This window comes from Streptomyces sp. NPDC039423, assembly GCF_055598725.1.
Genome location: NZ_JBVKAH010000001.1, coordinates 83,395 through 98,397 on the forward strand (window position 1 = coordinate 83,395; position 15,003 = coordinate 98,397).

At 74.0% G+C, this 15,003-nt stretch carries 11 protein-coding genes and 1 tRNA gene; 11 read left to right on the forward strand and 1 reads right to left on the reverse strand.

All coding sequences use genetic code 11. From position 1 onward, the window contains the following. Positions 1–29: 29 nt before the first annotated feature. The 8 genes from ACZ7LK_RS00340 (at position 30) to ACZ7LK_RS00375 (ending at position 10,223) form a co-directional block, all read left to right on the forward strand. The gene (locus ACZ7LK_RS00340; protein WP_023588437.1) at positions 30–317 is read left to right on the forward strand and encodes a DUF3039 domain-containing protein; all 288 of its coding nucleotides are present in this window, start codon (positions 30–32) and stop codon (positions 315–317) included. A gap of 189 nt (positions 318–506) precedes the next feature. Further along, complete coding sequence (locus ACZ7LK_RS00345; RefSeq protein ID WP_471137692.1) at positions 507–1,841, forward strand: extracellular solute-binding protein; 1,335 nt, start codon at positions 507–509, stop codon at positions 1,839–1,841. After that, positions 1,838–2,839, forward strand: coding sequence for a carbohydrate ABC transporter permease (locus ACZ7LK_RS00350; protein WP_471137693.1), 1,002 nt, complete (start codon positions 1,838–1,840; stop codon positions 2,837–2,839). The genes ACZ7LK_RS00345 and ACZ7LK_RS00350 overlap by 4 nt, the downstream gene beginning before the upstream one ends. Beyond that, positions 2,836–3,669 (forward strand): carbohydrate ABC transporter permease, encoded by an 834-nt coding sequence (locus ACZ7LK_RS00355; RefSeq protein ID WP_392274430.1) that lies wholly within the window; start codon positions 2,836–2,838, stop codon positions 3,667–3,669. Before ACZ7LK_RS00350 ends, ACZ7LK_RS00355 begins: the two co-directional genes overlap by 4 nt. Positions 3,670–3,676: 7 nt before the next feature. After that, the gene (locus tag ACZ7LK_RS00360) at positions 3,677–5,437 is read left to right on the forward strand and encodes a beta-N-acetylhexosaminidase (protein WP_471137695.1); all 1,761 of its coding nucleotides are present in this window, start codon (positions 3,677–3,679) and stop codon (positions 5,435–5,437) included. Positions 5,438–5,734: 297 nt separating this feature from the next. Next, positions 5,735–6,610, forward strand: coding sequence for an FAD binding domain-containing protein (locus ACZ7LK_RS00365; RefSeq protein WP_392274432.1), 876 nt, complete (start codon positions 5,735–5,737; stop codon positions 6,608–6,610). Continuing rightward, entirely contained in the window at positions 6,607–7,914 is a 1,308-nt protein-coding gene (locus ACZ7LK_RS00370) for a (2Fe-2S)-binding protein (protein ID WP_471137697.1), read from the forward strand. The genes ACZ7LK_RS00365 and ACZ7LK_RS00370 overlap by 4 nt, the downstream gene beginning before the upstream one ends. Next, positions 7,911–10,223: a xanthine dehydrogenase family protein molybdopterin-binding subunit gene (locus ACZ7LK_RS00375; protein WP_392274434.1), complete on the forward strand. Its 2,313-nt coding sequence runs from the start codon at positions 7,911–7,913 to the stop codon at positions 10,221–10,223. Before ACZ7LK_RS00370 ends, ACZ7LK_RS00375 begins: the two co-directional genes overlap by 4 nt. Before the next feature lie 203 nt (positions 10,224–10,426). Here ACZ7LK_RS00375 and ACZ7LK_RS00380 read toward each other — a convergent pair. Next, a tRNA-Cys gene (locus ACZ7LK_RS00380) sits at positions 10,427–10,501 on the reverse strand. 168 nt (positions 10,502–10,669) lie between these two features. Here ACZ7LK_RS00380 and ACZ7LK_RS00385 point away from each other — a divergent pair. The 3 genes from ACZ7LK_RS00385 to ACZ7LK_RS00395 all read left to right on the forward strand — a co-directional run bounded on the left by ACZ7LK_RS00385 (position 10,670) and on the right by ACZ7LK_RS00395 (position 14,965). Further along, complete coding sequence (locus ACZ7LK_RS00385) at positions 10,670–12,148, forward strand: MFS transporter (RefSeq protein WP_392274435.1); 1,479 nt, start codon at positions 10,670–10,672, stop codon at positions 12,146–12,148. A 111-nt stretch (positions 12,149–12,259) separates the two neighbouring features. Further along, entirely contained in the window at positions 12,260–14,044 is a 1,785-nt protein-coding gene (locus ACZ7LK_RS00390; RefSeq protein ID WP_392274436.1) for a DEAD/DEAH box helicase, read from the forward strand. 279 nt (positions 14,045–14,323) lie between these two features. Then, complete coding sequence (locus tag ACZ7LK_RS00395; protein WP_392274437.1) at positions 14,324–14,965, forward strand: IclR family transcriptional regulator; 642 nt, start codon at positions 14,324–14,326, stop codon at positions 14,963–14,965. Positions 14,966–15,003 lie beyond the last annotated feature (38 nt).

Consider the following 15,003-nt stretch of genomic DNA (forward strand, 5'->3'; position numbering starts at 1 on the left):
CGGCTCCGGCGTGAGTACCCTTGGAGCTCATGAGCACTCTTGAGCCCGAGCGCGGGGCAGGTACGGGGACCCTCGTAGAGCCGACGCCACAGGTGTCGCACGGCGACGGCGACCACGAGCGCTACGCCCACTACGTCCAGAAGGACAAGATCATGGCGAGTGCCCTCGACGGCACTCCCGTGGTGGCGCTGTGCGGGAAGGTCTGGGTGCCGGGCCGCGACCCGAAGAAGTACCCGGTCTGCCCGATGTGCAAGGAGATCTACGAGTCCATGGGCGCCGGTGGCGACAAGGACAAGGGCGGCAAGGACAAGAAGTAACCTTCCGGACCCGCCGGGCAGAGGCCCCCGGGGCGCGTACACACGTACGCGCCCCGGGGGCCTTCGTCATGTGATCGCGGTGTGGTCGAGACCTCTTGTGGGCGTCGCGGGCCGGCTCTAGTCTCCTCCATGTTGTGCAGCGTGAAACGCCCGTTGCGTATGTTGCAACGCGATCGGAAGGGATCCGCCTTGAAGCTTCCTGCCCGGCCGTCCGCCCGCCCGTCGTTCCGCCTGTCCGCCCGGCTCGTCGCCCCCGTCGCCGCCGTCCTCCTGGCCGCTGCCTGCGCCCCGCGGACCTCCGACACCACGGCCACGGAGGACGCCACCACCGGCACGCTGCGCGTCTGGCTCTTCCAGGAGGTCGCCAACGGGCCCAAGGAACGGGTCGTCGACCGGGCCGTCGCCGCGTTCGAGAAACGGCACCCCGGGGTCGGCGTACGCGTCGAGTACATCCCCGTCGACACCCGCGCACAGCGCGTCAGGGCCGCCTTCAACGACCCGGCCAGCGCCCCGGACGTCATGGAGTACGGCAACACCGACACCGCCGGCCACGTCCGGGACGGCGGACTCGCCGACATCGGCGCCGAGTTCGGCGCGTGGGACGAGGCCGGGGACACCGACCCCACCGCACGGGCCTCCGTCACGGTGGACGGCAAGGTGTACGGCGCCCCGCTGTTCGTCGGCGTACGGGCCCTGTACTACCGCACCGACGTGTTCGGCGAACTGGGCCTCACCCCGCCCAGGACGCAGACCGAACTGATCGCGACCGCGAAGCGGATACGCCAGGAGAAACCCGGGCTGTACGGGATCGCCGTCGGCGGCGCGTACACCTACGGCGCGCTGCCGTTCCTCTGGGCGGCCGGCGGCGACCTCGCCACGGAGCGCGACGGCGGCTACACCGCCACCGTCGACGGCGCGGCCGCCCGCAAGGGCATCACCGCCTACACCTCCCTGTTCGGCGACGACAACTGCCCGGCCGCCACCTGCGCCTCCATGGGCGGCAACGCGACCGTCACGGCCTTCGCCTCGGGCAAGGCGGCCATGGCGATCGGCGGCGACTTCAGCCGTGCGGCGGTGGAGGCGGGCGCCGTGAAGGGCCGGTACGCGGTCGTCCCGCTGCCCGGGGCGACACCCGGATCCATCGCCCCGGCCTTCGCGGGCGGCAACAACCTCGGCGTCCTGCGCGGCAGTTCGCACCGCACCCTCGCCGTGGACCTGGTGAAGACGCTGGCGGGCAAGCGGGCGCAGCGCGAACTGTTCGACGCCATGGGGTTCCTGCCGACCTTCACCGACGTGCGGGCGGAGGCGGCGAGGAAGCGGCCGTTCGTCAAGCCGTTCACCGACACACTGTCCGCCGGGACCAGGTTCGTCCCCGCGTCCCCCGCCTGGGGCGAGATCGACGCCTCGCTGGTCCTGCCGACGATGTTCCAGGAGGTCATCAGCGGCCGCAAGGACGTGGCGGCGGCCTCCCGCGACGCGGCCGCCAAGATGAACGCGGCGTTCGCCGCGGCGGGCCGGCCATGACGCACCACGCCGCCGGCACCCGGCCCGTGCGCGGCACCCGCGCACCGGGCACCCGCGCGCCCCTGGCCGCTGCACACGGCGCCCCCGGTGCACCCGGCGCACCGGCGTCGCGCCGCGGCCGGCGCCACGAGGCCTGGACCCCGTGGCTGTACCTCGCGCCCGCGCTCGCCGTCCTGGGCGCCCTGCTGCTGTTCCCGCTCCAGCAACTCGGCCTCATCTCCCTGCTGGAGTACACCCAGGCGCAGGTCAGCGGCGGCCGGCCCACCGGTTTCCGGGGCCTGGACAACTACGGCACCCTCGTCCGCGACCCGCAGTTCCGGCAGGTCCTCCTCGCCACCGTGCTGTTCGCCGCCGTGTGCGTCGTCGCCACCCTGGCCGTCGGGTGCGCCCTGGCCGTCCTCCTCACCCGGGTGCGGGCCGTCCCCCGCCTCGCGCTGATGCTCGCCGCGCTCGGCGCGTGGGCGACACCCGCCGTCACGGGGTCCACCGTCTGGGTGTTCCTCTTCGACCCGGACCTCGGCCCCGTCAACAGGGTGCTCGGACTGGGCGACTTCTCCTGGACGTACGGCCGCTACAGCGCCTTCGCGCTCGTCCTGGGCGAGATCGTCTGGTGCTCGTTCCCGTTCGTGATGGTCACCGTCTACGCCGGTATCAGGGCCGTCCCGGCCGAGGTCCTGGAGGCCGCGGCGCTCGACGGCGCCTCCTCGTGGCGGACCTGGCGCTCGGTCACCGCCCCGATGCTGCGGCCCATCCTCCTCGTCGTCACCATCCAGTCGGTGATCTGGGACTTCAAGGTGTTCACCCAGATCTACGTGATGACGGGCGGCGGCGGCATCGCCGGCCAGAACCTCGTCCTGAACGTCTACGCGTACCAGAAGGCCTTCGCGTCCTCCCAGTACGGACTGGGCTCGGCGATCGGCGTCGTCATGCTGCTGATCCTGCTCGCCGTCACCCTGGTCCACCTCCGTCTCGTACGACGCGGGGGAGAGGAACTGTGACGCCGGCGCGCCGGCCGTGGCGCCTCGCCGCCGAGGCCAGCGCCCTCCTGGTGGCGGCCGCGGTCGCCTTCCCCCTGTACTGGATGGTCCTCTCCGCCTTCAAACCGGCGGGCGAGATCCAGTCGGCGCACCCCCGGCCCTGGACCCTCGAACCGTCCCTGGACTCCTTCCGCCGCGTCTTCGCCCAGCAGGACTTCGGCCGCTACTTCCTCAACAGCCTGCTGGTCGCCGGCACCGTGGTCCTCGCCTCCGCGCTCATCGCCTTCCTCGCGGCGACGGCGGTCACGCGCTTCCGCTTCCGCTTCCGCACCACCCTGCTGGTGATGTTCCTGATCGCGCAGATGGTGCCGGTCGAGGCGCTGACCATCCCGCTGTTCTTCCTCATGCGGGACCTCGGCCAGCTCAACTCCCTCGGCTCGCTGATCCTGCCGCACCTCGCGTTCTCCCTGCCCTTCGCGATCTGGATGCTGCGCGGTTTCGTCAAGGCGGTCCCCGAGGCCCTGGAGGAGGCCGCGTACATCGACGGCGCGAGCCGCTCCCGGTTCCTGTGGCGGATCCTGTTCCCGCTGGTGCTCCCGGGGCTCGTCGCGACGAGCGTCTTCTCCTTCATCTCCACCTGGAACGACTTCCTGTTCGCGAAGTCGTTCATCATCAGCGACACCTCACGGTCGACCCTGCCCATGGCGCTGCTCGTCTTCTTCAAGCCCGACGAGAACGACTGGGGCGGCATCATGGCCGCGTCGACCGTGATGACCATCCCGGTGCTGGTCTTCTTCGTACTCGTACAGCGCCGCCTGGTGTCCGGGCTCGGCGGCGCGGTCAAGGACTGACGACCCGATGGACCCCATGGACCTGATCCCCGCCCCGTCCCTCTTCCGGTGGGTGCCGCCCGCCGGGTACGACCCCATCGACGACGAGACGATGCTGGACGCCCGGCCGGGCACGGAAGGCGTCGCACGGTGGTTCCGGGCCACTGTCGGGGCCGCCACCGGGCTGCCGTTCCCGGACGGCGACGACGCCGACAACCGCATCGTGCTGAGCATCGACCCCGAACTGGCGCCCGAGGGCTACCGCATCGTCATCGACGGGTACGCCCAGCGCATCAGCGGCGGCAGCGCCGCGGGTGTGTTCCGGGGCGCCCAGACCTACCGCCAGCTCCTAGGCCCCGACGCACACCGCCGGGCTCCTGTCGGGCCGCCCGGCCGGGAATGGGCCGTCCCCACGGTCGTCGTCGAGGACGCGCCCCGCTTCCCCTGGCGCGGCCTCATGCTGGACGTGGCCCGCCACTTCCTCCCCAAGGACGACGTCCTCCGGTACGTCGACCTGCTCGCCGCCCACAAGCTGAACGTGCTGCACCTCCACCTCACCGACGACCAGGGCTGGCGCCTGGAGATCAGGAAGTACCCCCGCCTCACCGAGGTGGGCGCCTGGCGGGCGCGCACGAAGCGGGGGCACCGCGCCTCCGCGCTCTGGGACGACACGCCGCACGGCGGCCACTACACCCAGGACGACATCCGGGAGATCGTCGCGTACGCCGCCGACCGGCACGTGAGCGTCGTTCCCGAGATCGACGTCCCCGGCCACTCGCAGGCCGCCATCGCCGCCTACCCGGAGCTGGGCAACACCGACGTCACCGGCCCCGCCGCCCTCCCCGTCTGGGACACCTGGGGCGTCAACCGCAACGTCCTCGCCCCCACCGACCACACCCTCCGCTTCTACGAGGACGTCCTGGAGGAGGTCCTGGAGCTGTTCCCGTCGCCCTTCGTCCACCTCGGCGGGGACGAGTGCCCCAAGGACCAGTGGCGGGCCTCCCCGGCCGCACAGGCCCGGATCGCCGAACTCGGGCTGGCGGACGAGGACGGGCTCCAGGCCTGGTTCGTCCGCCACTTCGACCGCTGGCTGGCCGACCGGGGCCGCCGCCTGATCGGGTGGGACGAGATCCAGGAGGGCGGGAGTCGAGCCGAAGGGCGCGCCCCTGTCGAAAGCGACGAGGAGGAGGGAGTGAGGAACGAACGACCGTGCGACGAGGAACGTCGAGAGGGGGTACGAGCGGCCGGAGGCGAGACGACATCGTTGGGCCTGGCGCCCGGCGCCGCCGTGTCGTCCTGGCGCGGGTACGCCGGCGGGATCGCCGCCGCCGAGGCGGGCCACGACGTCGTGATGTGCCCCGAACAGCACGTCTACCTGGACCACCGCCAAGACGACGGCCCCGACGAGCCGGTGCCCATCGGCTACGTACGCACCCTGGAGGACGTCTACCGCTTCGAACCCGTACCGCCCGGGCTGTCCCCCGAAGCCGCCGCGCACGTCATCGGCACCCAGGCCAACGTCTGGACCGAGGTGCTGGACTCCCGCGCCCGCGTCGACTACCAGGTCTTCCCGCGTCTCGCCGCCTTCGCCGAGGTCGCCTGGTCCACCCGCCTCCCGGCCGACCCCGCCGCACGCGACTTCGCGGACTTCGCCCGCCGGATGACCGTCCACTACCGCCGCCTCGACGCGCTCGGCGTCGGCTACCGCCCGCCCGGCGGCCCCCTGCCGTGGCAGAAGCGCCCCGGGGTGGTCGGACGCCCGATCGAGGGAGCGCCCCCGAACGTGTGAGGGCGGCCGGAAGCCGCACCCGTCCGCGTCCGGCACCTGGGACCGTAAGGCCCGCCCGGCAAAAGTCGTACAAGGTCGCCGAGAAGTGGCAATCCGTGCCTGCCGCCAATGGCGTGGCAAACCGGTCCATCTCGCAGGTCACGGGATGTCCCGGGCGGATGCGTGCGTCGCGGACCCTCGCGTCGAGCGGCCCGGAAGATGTGCCAGAGTTGCCACGTCGGGGCTGTGAGCACGTACGGTACGGCAACACAGGCGGGACAGCCGGGACAGCCGGGACACCGGGAAGGGGCAGCTGGGTTGACCACGCACGCACCGCAGGCGGCGCAGTCCGTGACGCTGCCGGCCACGCTCGGCGAGGCCGTGGCGGCGCTCAGCGCCATGCCCGCCGCCGTGCCCGTGGCGGGCGGTACGGACTTGATGGCCGCCGTGAACAAGGGCCAGTTGCGGCCCGCCGGCCTCGTCGGCCTCGGCCGCATCAACGAGATCCGGGGCTGGCAGTACCAGGACGGCCACGCCCTGCTGGGCGCCGGCCTCACCCACGCGCGCATGGGCCGCCCGGACTTCGCGGCCCTCATCCCCGCCCTCGCCGCCGCCGCCCGCGCGGCCGGCCCGCCCCAGATCCGCAACGCGGGCACCCTGGGCGGCAACATCGTCACCGCCGCGCCCACCGGCGACTCGCTGCCCGTCCTGGCCGCCCTGGAGGCGGACCTGGTCGTCGCGGGCCCCGGCGGCACGCGCGAGGTCCCGGTCACGCACCTGCTGGCGGGCCGGGAACTGCTCGGCCCCGCCGAGCTGATCGGTTTCGTCCGCGTACCCCTCCTGCACGCCCCCCAGGTGTTCCTGAAGGCCACCGGCCGGACCGGCCCCGGGCGCGCCACCGCGTCCGTCGCGGTCGTCCTGGACCCGGCGCGGCGCGGGGTGCGCTGCGCGATCGGGGCGATCGCCCCGATGCCGCTGCGGCCGCTGGAGGCGGAGCGCTGGATCGCGTCGCTGATCGACTGGGACGGCGACCGGGGCCTCGCTCCGGAGGCCCTCACGGCGTTCGGCGAGTACGTGGCGGCCGCCTGCATCCCGGACCCGCCGGGCGAGGAGCAGTTGCCGCCCGCCGTACTGCATCTGCGGCGCACGGTCGCCGCACTGGCCCGACGGGCACTGGGGAGGGCGCTGTCGTGACCACCGACGAGAACGACGACCGGCAGGGGCGGGGCGGTTGGCAGCCGACGCCCCAGGGCGAGTACGACAGCGACGCGACCGCCTTCGTGCAGCTCCCGCCGGACATGGCGTCCGGCGCCCCGCTGGAGGCCCCCGGCCACGGCTACGTGCCGCCGGAGGCCTGGGCGCCGCACGACCCGAACGCGACGTCCCAGTGGAGCTACCCGGCGCCCGCGCCCACGGAGCTGACCGGACAGTGGACCATCCCGGTCGCCCAGGGGGACATCCCGGACGAGTCGGGCGAGTTCACCACCTCGGCGCTCGCCTCGCAGTGGACCGGCGGCAACCCGCCGGCCACTCTCCCGGGCGGCGCCGCCGCCCCGTGGGCGACGCCGGAGCCGCACGGCGCCGGGGAACCGGCCCCGCGGGCCCCGGAGACCGCCCAGGGCGGCGCCCCGGCCGCCGCGGACCCCGCGGCGCACCCCGAACCCGTTCCGGCCCACGACCCGCACCACGCCCCGGCCGACGAGCCGCACCCGGACCCGCACCACGACCGGGCGCCCGACCCGCACGCCCCGGCCCACGACCCGGACGCCGACGCCGGAGCCCCCCGGGAGGCTCATCCGGAGAGCGGCACCGAGGCCCACCGGGAGCCCCACCACGAGGCGGCCGGCCACGAGTCGCAGCGGGACGCCGCACCGGCCCCCACCCAGGTCACGGGCAGCGAGGAGCACCCGCACGTCTCGTACGTGCTGCGCGTCAACGGCAGCGACCGCCCCGTCACCGAGGCGTGGATCGGCGAGTCCCTGCTCTACGTGCTGCGCGAGCGGCTCGGCCTCGCGGGCGCCAAGGACGGCTGCTCGCAGGGGGAGTGCGGCGCCTGCAACGTCCAGGTCGACGGCCGGCTCGTCGCCTCCTGCCTGGTCCCGGCGGCCACCGCGGCCGGCAGCGAGGTCCGCACGGTCGAGGGACTCGCCACCGACGGCGAGCCCTCCGACGTACAGCGCGCCCTCGCCGGCTGCGGAGCCGTCCAGTGCGGCTTCTGCATCCCCGGCATGGCCATGACCGTGCACGACCTCCTCGAGGGCAACCACGCCCCGACCGAGCTGGAGACCCGCCAGGCGCTCTGCGGCAACCTCTGCCGCTGCACGGGCTACCGGGGCGTCCTCGACGCCGTACGGCAGGTCGTCGACGAACGCACCGCCGCCGCGGCCGCCGCGGCCGAGACGCCCGGCCCCGCCCCGGGCGCCGACGGACCCGGGGGCGGCGCGCAGGCCCGTATCCCGCACCAGATCCCCCACCCGCACGACGGAGGCACGGCGTGAGTAACGACGCGGCCACCGCCATCCCGGCGGTCGACGCCCCCCAGGGGCCCCAGCAGGAGACGCCGGCCCACGGCCTGGGCGCGTCCCTTCCGCCCGCCGACGCCCGCGCCAAGACCGAGGGCACCTTCCCCTACGCCTCCGACCTGTGGGCCGAGGGCCTGCTGTGGGCGGCCGTCCTCCGCTCCCCGCACGCGCACGCGCGCGTGGTCTCGATCGACACGACGGCCGCCGCCGAGATGCCGGGCGTCCGGGTCGTGGTGACCCACGCCGACGTCCCCGGCGACGCCACCTACGGCCGCACCGTCGCCGACCGGCCCGTCTTCGCCTCCGACCTGGTGCGCCACCACGGCGAGGCCATCGCCGCCGTCGCCGCCGACCACCCGGACACCGCCCGCCTCGCCGCCGCCGCCATCGCCGTCGAGTACGAGGTCCTCGACCCGGTCACCGACCCCGAGAAGGCGTTCGCCGCCCCGCCCCTCCACCCCGACGGCAACCTGATCCGCCACATCCCGCTGCGCTACGGCGACCCGGACGCCACGGGCGAGGTCATCGTGGAGGGCCTCTACCGCATCGGCCGCCAGGACCCCGCGCCGATCGGGGCCGAGGCCGGACTGGCCGTGCCCCGCCCGGACGGCGGCGTGGACATCTACACCGCCTCCACCGACCCGCACACCGACCGCGACCTCGCCGCCGCCTGCTTCGGACTCCGCCCGGACCAGGTCAAGGTGGTCGTCACCGGTGTCCCGGGCGCCACCGGCGACCGCGAGGACCCCGGCTTCCAGATCCCGCTCGGCCTCCTCGCCCTCCGCACCGGCTGCCCCGTCAAACTGGCCGCCACCCGCGAGGAGTCCTTCCTCGGCCACCCGCACCGCCACCCCACCCTGCTGCGCTACCGCCACCACGCGGACGCCGAGGGCCGCCTGGTCAAGGTCGAGGCGCAGATCCTGCTGGACGCCGGCGCCTACGCCGAGTCCTCCTCCGAATCGCTGGCCGCCGCCGTCGCCTTCGCCTGCGGCCCCTACGTCGTTCCGCACGCCTTCGTCGAGGGCTGGGCCGTACGCACCAACAACCCGCCCTCCGGCCATGTGCGCGGCGAGGGCGCGATGCAGGTGTGCGCCGCCTACGAGGCCCAGATGGACAAGCTCGCCGGACGCCTGGGCCTGGACCCCGCCGAACTGCGGCTGCGCAACGCGCTCGCCACCGGCGACATCCTCCCCACCGGCCAGACGGTCACCTGCCCGGCCCCGGTGGCCGAACTCCTCCAGGCCGTCCGCGACTTCCCGCTCCCCGCCCTTCCCAAGGACGGCCCGGAGGACGACTGGCTCCTCCCCGGCGGCCCCGAGGGCGCCGGCGAGCCCGGAGCCGTCCGCCGGGGCGTCGGCTACGCGCTGGGCATGGTCCACATGCTCGGGGCGGAGGGCACCGACGAGGTCTCCACCGCCACGGTCAAGGTCCACGACGGCGTCGCCACCGTCATCTGCGCGGCCGTCGAGACCGGTCAGGGCTTCACCACCCTGGCCCGCCAGATCGTGCAGGACACCCTCGGTATCGACGAGGTCCACGTCGCCCCCGTCGACACCGACCAGCCCCCCGCCGGCCCCGCCACCCACGGCCGCCACACCTGGGTGTCGGGCGGCGCGGTGGAGCGGGCGGCCAAGATGGTGCGCACCCAGCTCCTCCAGCCGCTGGCCCACAAGTTCGGCATGTCCACCGAGCTGCTCCAGATCACCGACGGCAAGATCACCTCCTACGACGGCGTCCTGTCGACCACCGTCATGGAGGCGCTGGAGGGCAAGGAGCTCTGGGCCACCGCCCAGTGCCGTCCCCATCCCACCGAGCCCCTCGACGACGCCGGCCAGGGCGACGCCTTCGTCGGCCTCGCCTTCTGCGCCGTGCGCGCGGTGGTGGACGTCGACATCGAACTCGGCTCGGTCCGGGTGGTGGAGATGGCCGTCGCCCAGGACGTGGGCCGGGTGCTGAACCCGGCCCAGCTCGCCACCCGCATCGAGGCGGGCGTCACCCAGGGCGTCGGCGCCGCCCTCACCGAGAACCTCCGCACCGCCCGCGGCCTGGTCCGCCACCCCGACCTCACCGGCTACGCCCTGCCGACGTCCCTGGACGCCCCGGACATCCGCATCGTCAAGCTCGTCGAGGAACGGGACGTCGTCGCCCCGTTCGGCGCCAAGGCCGCCAGCGCGGTGCCGGTGGTCACCTCGCCCGCCGCCGTGGCCTCCGCCGTCCGCTCCGCCACCGGCCGCCCCGTCAACCGCCTGCCCATCCGCCCCCAGGCGGCGGTCGCCGCGCCGTAACCGGGGCGCCCGGTCACGCACGCGCGAAGGGCGCGGCCCCGGTGGACGGGGACCGCGCCCTCAGGGCCTGTCTTCCGGATCTTGCCGGGCTCGCGTGCCCTGGCACGCGCGTCTGCCGCGTTGTCGTCGGTCGCCACTGCTCCGCAGTGGCTCCTCCCTGATCCGGCCTGATCCGGCCTGATCCGGAAGACAGGCCCTGGCGCTGGAGACCGTGGCGGGATTCGAACCCGCGTCACCGGAGTTGCAGTCCGGCCCCTCAGCCTCTCGGGCACACGGTCGTGAGGTGCTCCGGTACGACCGTAGGGCGGCGGCCGCGCCGTCGGGAAGGACGGCGGGGCGGCCGCAACAGGACTGCCACACGCCGTTCATGGACGGAGGGCCGGCGGACGGGACGTTCCCCGCCCCCGACAGGCGCCACCGTGTCCCACGCCTCTTACGGTGAGGGGATGACCGCTTCGGAACGCCTCCGCACAGGCACCCCCACCGCCGGGGGGCACCGGCCCGGCGGTGTCCTCGGCCGGGACCACCGCGCGCTGAGCGTCGGCATCGTCTCGGTGGTGATGCTCATCGCCTTCGAGGCGACCGCCGTCGGTACGGCGATGCCGGTCGCCGCACGGGAACTGCACGGCGTCCCGCTGTACGCGTTCGCCTTCTCCGCGTACTTCACCACCAGCCTGTTCGCCATGGTGCTGTCCGGGCAGTGGTGCGACCGCGCGGGACCGCTCGCGCCGCTCGCCACCGGCATCGGCGCCTTCGCGGCCGGGCTGCTGACCTCGGGGACGGCCACGGCCATGTGGCTGTTCATCCTCGGGCGGGCCGTGCAGGGACTGGGCGGCGGGATGGTGATCGTCGCGCTGTACGTGGTCGTCAGCCGGGCGTACGAGGAACGGCTGCGGCCGGCCATCATGGCGGCGTTCGCCGCCGGGTGGGTCGTCCCCTCGATCGTCGGGCCGCTCGCCGCCGGCACGGTCACCGAACGGCTGGGCTGGCGGTGGGTGTTCACCGGCATCCCGGTGCTGATCGTCCTGCCGCTGGCGCTCGCCCTGCCGGCGATACGGCGGACGGCGTCCGGACCGGCGGGCGCGGAGGCGACGGCGGTGCCGTTCGACGGGCGGCGCGTCCGGTCGGCGCTCGGCATCTCCCTGGGCGCCGGACTGCTCCAGTACGCGGGCCAGGACCTCCGGTGGCTGTCGCTCGCGCCGGCGGCGGCCGGAGCCGCGCTGCTCGTGCCGTCCGCGCGCAGGCTGCTGCCGCGCGGCATCCACCGGGCCGCGCGTGGCCTGCCGTCGGTGGTGCTGCTGCGGGGGCTGGCGGCGGGGGCGTTCATCTCCGCCGAATCGTTCGTGCCGCTGATGCTGGTCAGCGAACGGGGCCTGAGCCCCACCCTGGCGGGGCTGTCCCTGGCGGTGGGCGGCGCGACCTGGGCGCTGGGCTCGTACATCCAGTCGCGGCCCCGGGCGGAGCCGTACCGCGAGCGGCTGATGGTGCTGGGGATGCTGCTGGTCGCGGCGGCCGTCGCGACCGCCCCGAGCGTGCTGATCGCCTCCGTACCGGTGTGGACCGTGGGCGTCGCCTGGGGGTTCGGCTGCCTCGGCATGGGGCTGGTCATCGCCTCGACCAGCGTGCTGCTGCTGAAGCTGTCGGCGCCGGAGGAGGCGGGCGCCAACTCGGCGGCCCTCCAGATCTCGGACGGGCTCTCCAACGCGGTGCTGCTCACCGTGGGCGGCGCCGCCTTCGCGGCCCTGGGCGGCGGCTCCCCGGCCGGCCACGCGACGACGGGCGGCGGCTCGCACCCGGCGGCCTTCGCGGCGGTGTTCCTGCCGATGGCCCTGGTGGCGCTGGTGGGGGCGTGGGTGGCGACGCGGCTCGGCAAGCCTGCCACCCCGCGCGGTGACGCCGGGCCGGCCGGGCCCGCGGCGGTGTGAGCCGCGTCGCACTCGGCGAGGTCACGGCGCCGTCCCGGCGGGGACGGCGCCGGGCCACCGGTAGGGTGGCCCGGTTGTCGTACGTACCGCCGAGAGACCGAGTCGGAGACCGTGACCACTACCGCCTCCCATCACCTCTCACCCGCCTTCCCCGGCCGCGCCCCCTGGGGTACCGCGAACAAGCTCCGTGCCTGGCAGCAGGCCGCGATGGAGAAGTACGTCCAGGAGCAGCCGCGTGACTTCCTGGCCGTCGCGACGCCCGGCGCCGGCAAGACCACCTTCGCGCTCACGCTCGCGTCCTGGCTGCTGCACCACCACGTCGTGCAGCAGGTCACCGTGGTCGCGCCGACCGAGCACCTGAAGAAGCAGTGGGCGGCGGCCGCCGCGCGGATAGGGATCAAGCTGGACCCGGACTACAGCGCCGGGCCGCTGAGCAAGGAGTACCACGGGGTCGCGGTCACCTACGCCGGTGTCGGCGTCCGGCCCATGCTGCACCGCAACCGCAGCGAGCAGCGCAAGACGCTGGTCATCCTCGACGAGATCCACCACGCCGGTGACTCCAAGTCGTGGGGCGAGGCGTGCCTGGAGGCGTTCGAGCCCGCCACGCGGCGCCTCGCCCTCACCGGTACGCCCTTCCGGTCCGACACCAACCCCATCCCGTTCGTCACGTACGAGGAGGGCAACGACGGCATCCGGCGGTCGTCCGCCGACTACACGTACGGATACGGCAACGCGCTCGGCGACGGCGTCGTCCGCCCGGTGATCTTCCTCAGCTACAGCGGCAACATGCGCTGGCGCACCAAGGCCGGTGACGAGGTCGCGGCCAAGCTCGGCGAGCCGATGACCAAGGATGCGATCTCGCAGGCCTGGCGCACCGCGCTCGACCCGCGCGGCGACTGGATGCCCAACGTGCTGCGCGCCGCCGACCAGCGGCTCACCGAGGTCAGGAAGGGCATCCCCGACGCGGGCGGCCTGGTCATCGCCTCCGACCAGGACTCGGCGCGCGCGTACGCCAAACTGATCCGCGAGATCACCGGCACCAAGGCGACCGTCGTGCTGTCCGACGACGCGGGGGCGTCCAAGCGGATCGACGAGTTCAGTGAGAGCCACGACCGCTGGATGGTCGCCGTCCGCATGGTGTCGGAAGGCGTCGACGTCCCGCGCCTGGCCGTCGGCGTCTACGCGACGACCATCTCCACGCCGCTGTTCTTCGCGCAGGCCGTGGGCCGTTTCGTACGGTCCCGCAGGCGCGGCGAGACCGCGTCGGTGTTCCTCCCCACCATCCCCAACCTCCTGACCTTCGCCAACGAGATGGAGGTCGAGCGCGACCACGCCCTCGACAAGCCCAGGAAGGAGGGCGAGGAGGACCCCTACGCCGAGTCCGAGAAGGAGATGGACGAGGCGAACAAGGAGCAGGACGAGGACACCGGCGAGCAGGACACGCTGCCCTTCGAGGCGCTGGAGTCCGACGCCGTCTTCGACCGGGTCCTCTACGACGGCGCCGAGTTCGGCATGCAGGCCCACCCCGGCAGCGAGGAGGAGCAGGACTACCTCGGCATCCCCGGCCTGCTGGAGCCCGACCAGGTGCAGCTCCTGCTGCGCAAGCGGCAGGCACGGCAGATCGCGCACAGCCGGCAGAAGCCGGCCGATGAGGCCGACCTGCTGGAACTGCCGGCCGAACGGCGTCCGGTGGTGTCGCACAAGGAGCTGCTGGAGCTGCGCAAGCAGCTCAACACGATGGTCGGCGCCTACGTCCACCAGAGCGGCAAGCCGCACGGCGTCATCCACACCGAGCTGCGCCGGGTGTGCGGCGGGCCGCCGAGCGCGGAGGCGACGGCGGGGCAGATCCGGGAGCGCATCAAGAAGGTCCAGGAGTGGGCCACCCGCATGCGCTGAGCCCGGGGCGGCGGGCGTCGGCCCATCGGCACATACCGGGGCGAAGACTGCGTACCGAAAACGCTTTCGCCCGGATTCTGGACGAGGGCTTCCGCTGAGCGGAGTCCCTCGCTACTGTCCCCGGCAATCGCAATGCAAACGCCCCGTGGCAGCGCCGCCGCGGAGCGCAGCCGGTGTGCCATGGCCTGCCGGCGGCCTCTCCGTGCGTCGCCGATGGGACCGGTGCCGCGTCCGCCTTTGAGAGTGTCCGCCGTCACTCACTCCGAAGGAGAGGGCGTCGTGACCGCGGAAACCTCCCAGACGCTCGACCGGGGACTGCGCGTCCTCAAGCTGCTCGCCGACACCGACCACGGGCTGACCGTCACCGAGCTGTCCACCAAGCTCGGCGTCAACCGCACCGTCGTCTACCGCCTGCTCGCCACGCTCGAACAGCACGCCCTGGTACGCCGTGACCTGGGCGGCCGCGCCCGGGTGGGCCTCGGGGTGCTCCGGCTGGGCCGTCAGGTGCACCCGCTGGTGCGCGAGGCCGCGCTGCCCGCGCTGCGATCGCTGGCCGAGGACATCGGCGCCACCGCCCATCTGACGCTGGTCGACGGGGCGGAGGCGCTCGCCGTCGCGGTCGTCGAGCCGACCTGGACGGACTACCACGTGGCCTACCGGGCCGGGTTCCGCCACCCGCTGGACCGGGGCGCGGCCGGCCGCGCGATACTCGCCGCCCGGCAGGGCGCCCTGAACGAGCCGGGCTACACGCTCACGCACGGCGAACTGGAGGCGGGCGCCAGCGGCGCGGCGGCCCCGCTGGTCGGGGTGACCGGCATCGAGGGCAGCGTCGGGGTGGTCATGCTGGCGGACGCCGTGCCGGAGCGGGTGGGCCCCCGGGTGGTCGACGCCGCCCGCGAAGTCGCCGACGCCCTCCGCTGACGCGGGTCCGCCGCATGCCCGCCGCCGGCCGGCGGCCG

Excerpts from the sequence above, each read along its gene's own strand:
- ACZ7LK_RS00340 (WP_023588437.1), top strand. The coding sequence starts at position 30 with ATGAGCACTCTTGAGCCCGAGCGCGGGGCAGGTACGGGGACCCTCGTA.
- ACZ7LK_RS00385 (WP_392274435.1), top strand. The coding sequence starts at position 10,670 with ATGACCGCTTCGGAACGCCTCCGCACAGGCACCCCCACCGCCGGGGGG.
- ACZ7LK_RS00360 (WP_471137695.1), top strand. The coding sequence starts at position 3,677 with ATGGACCCCATGGACCTGATCCCCGCCCCGTCCCTCTTCCGGTGGGTG.
- ACZ7LK_RS00350 (WP_471137693.1), top strand. The coding sequence starts at position 1,838 with ATGACGCACCACGCCGCCGGCACCCGGCCCGTGCGCGGCACCCGCGCA.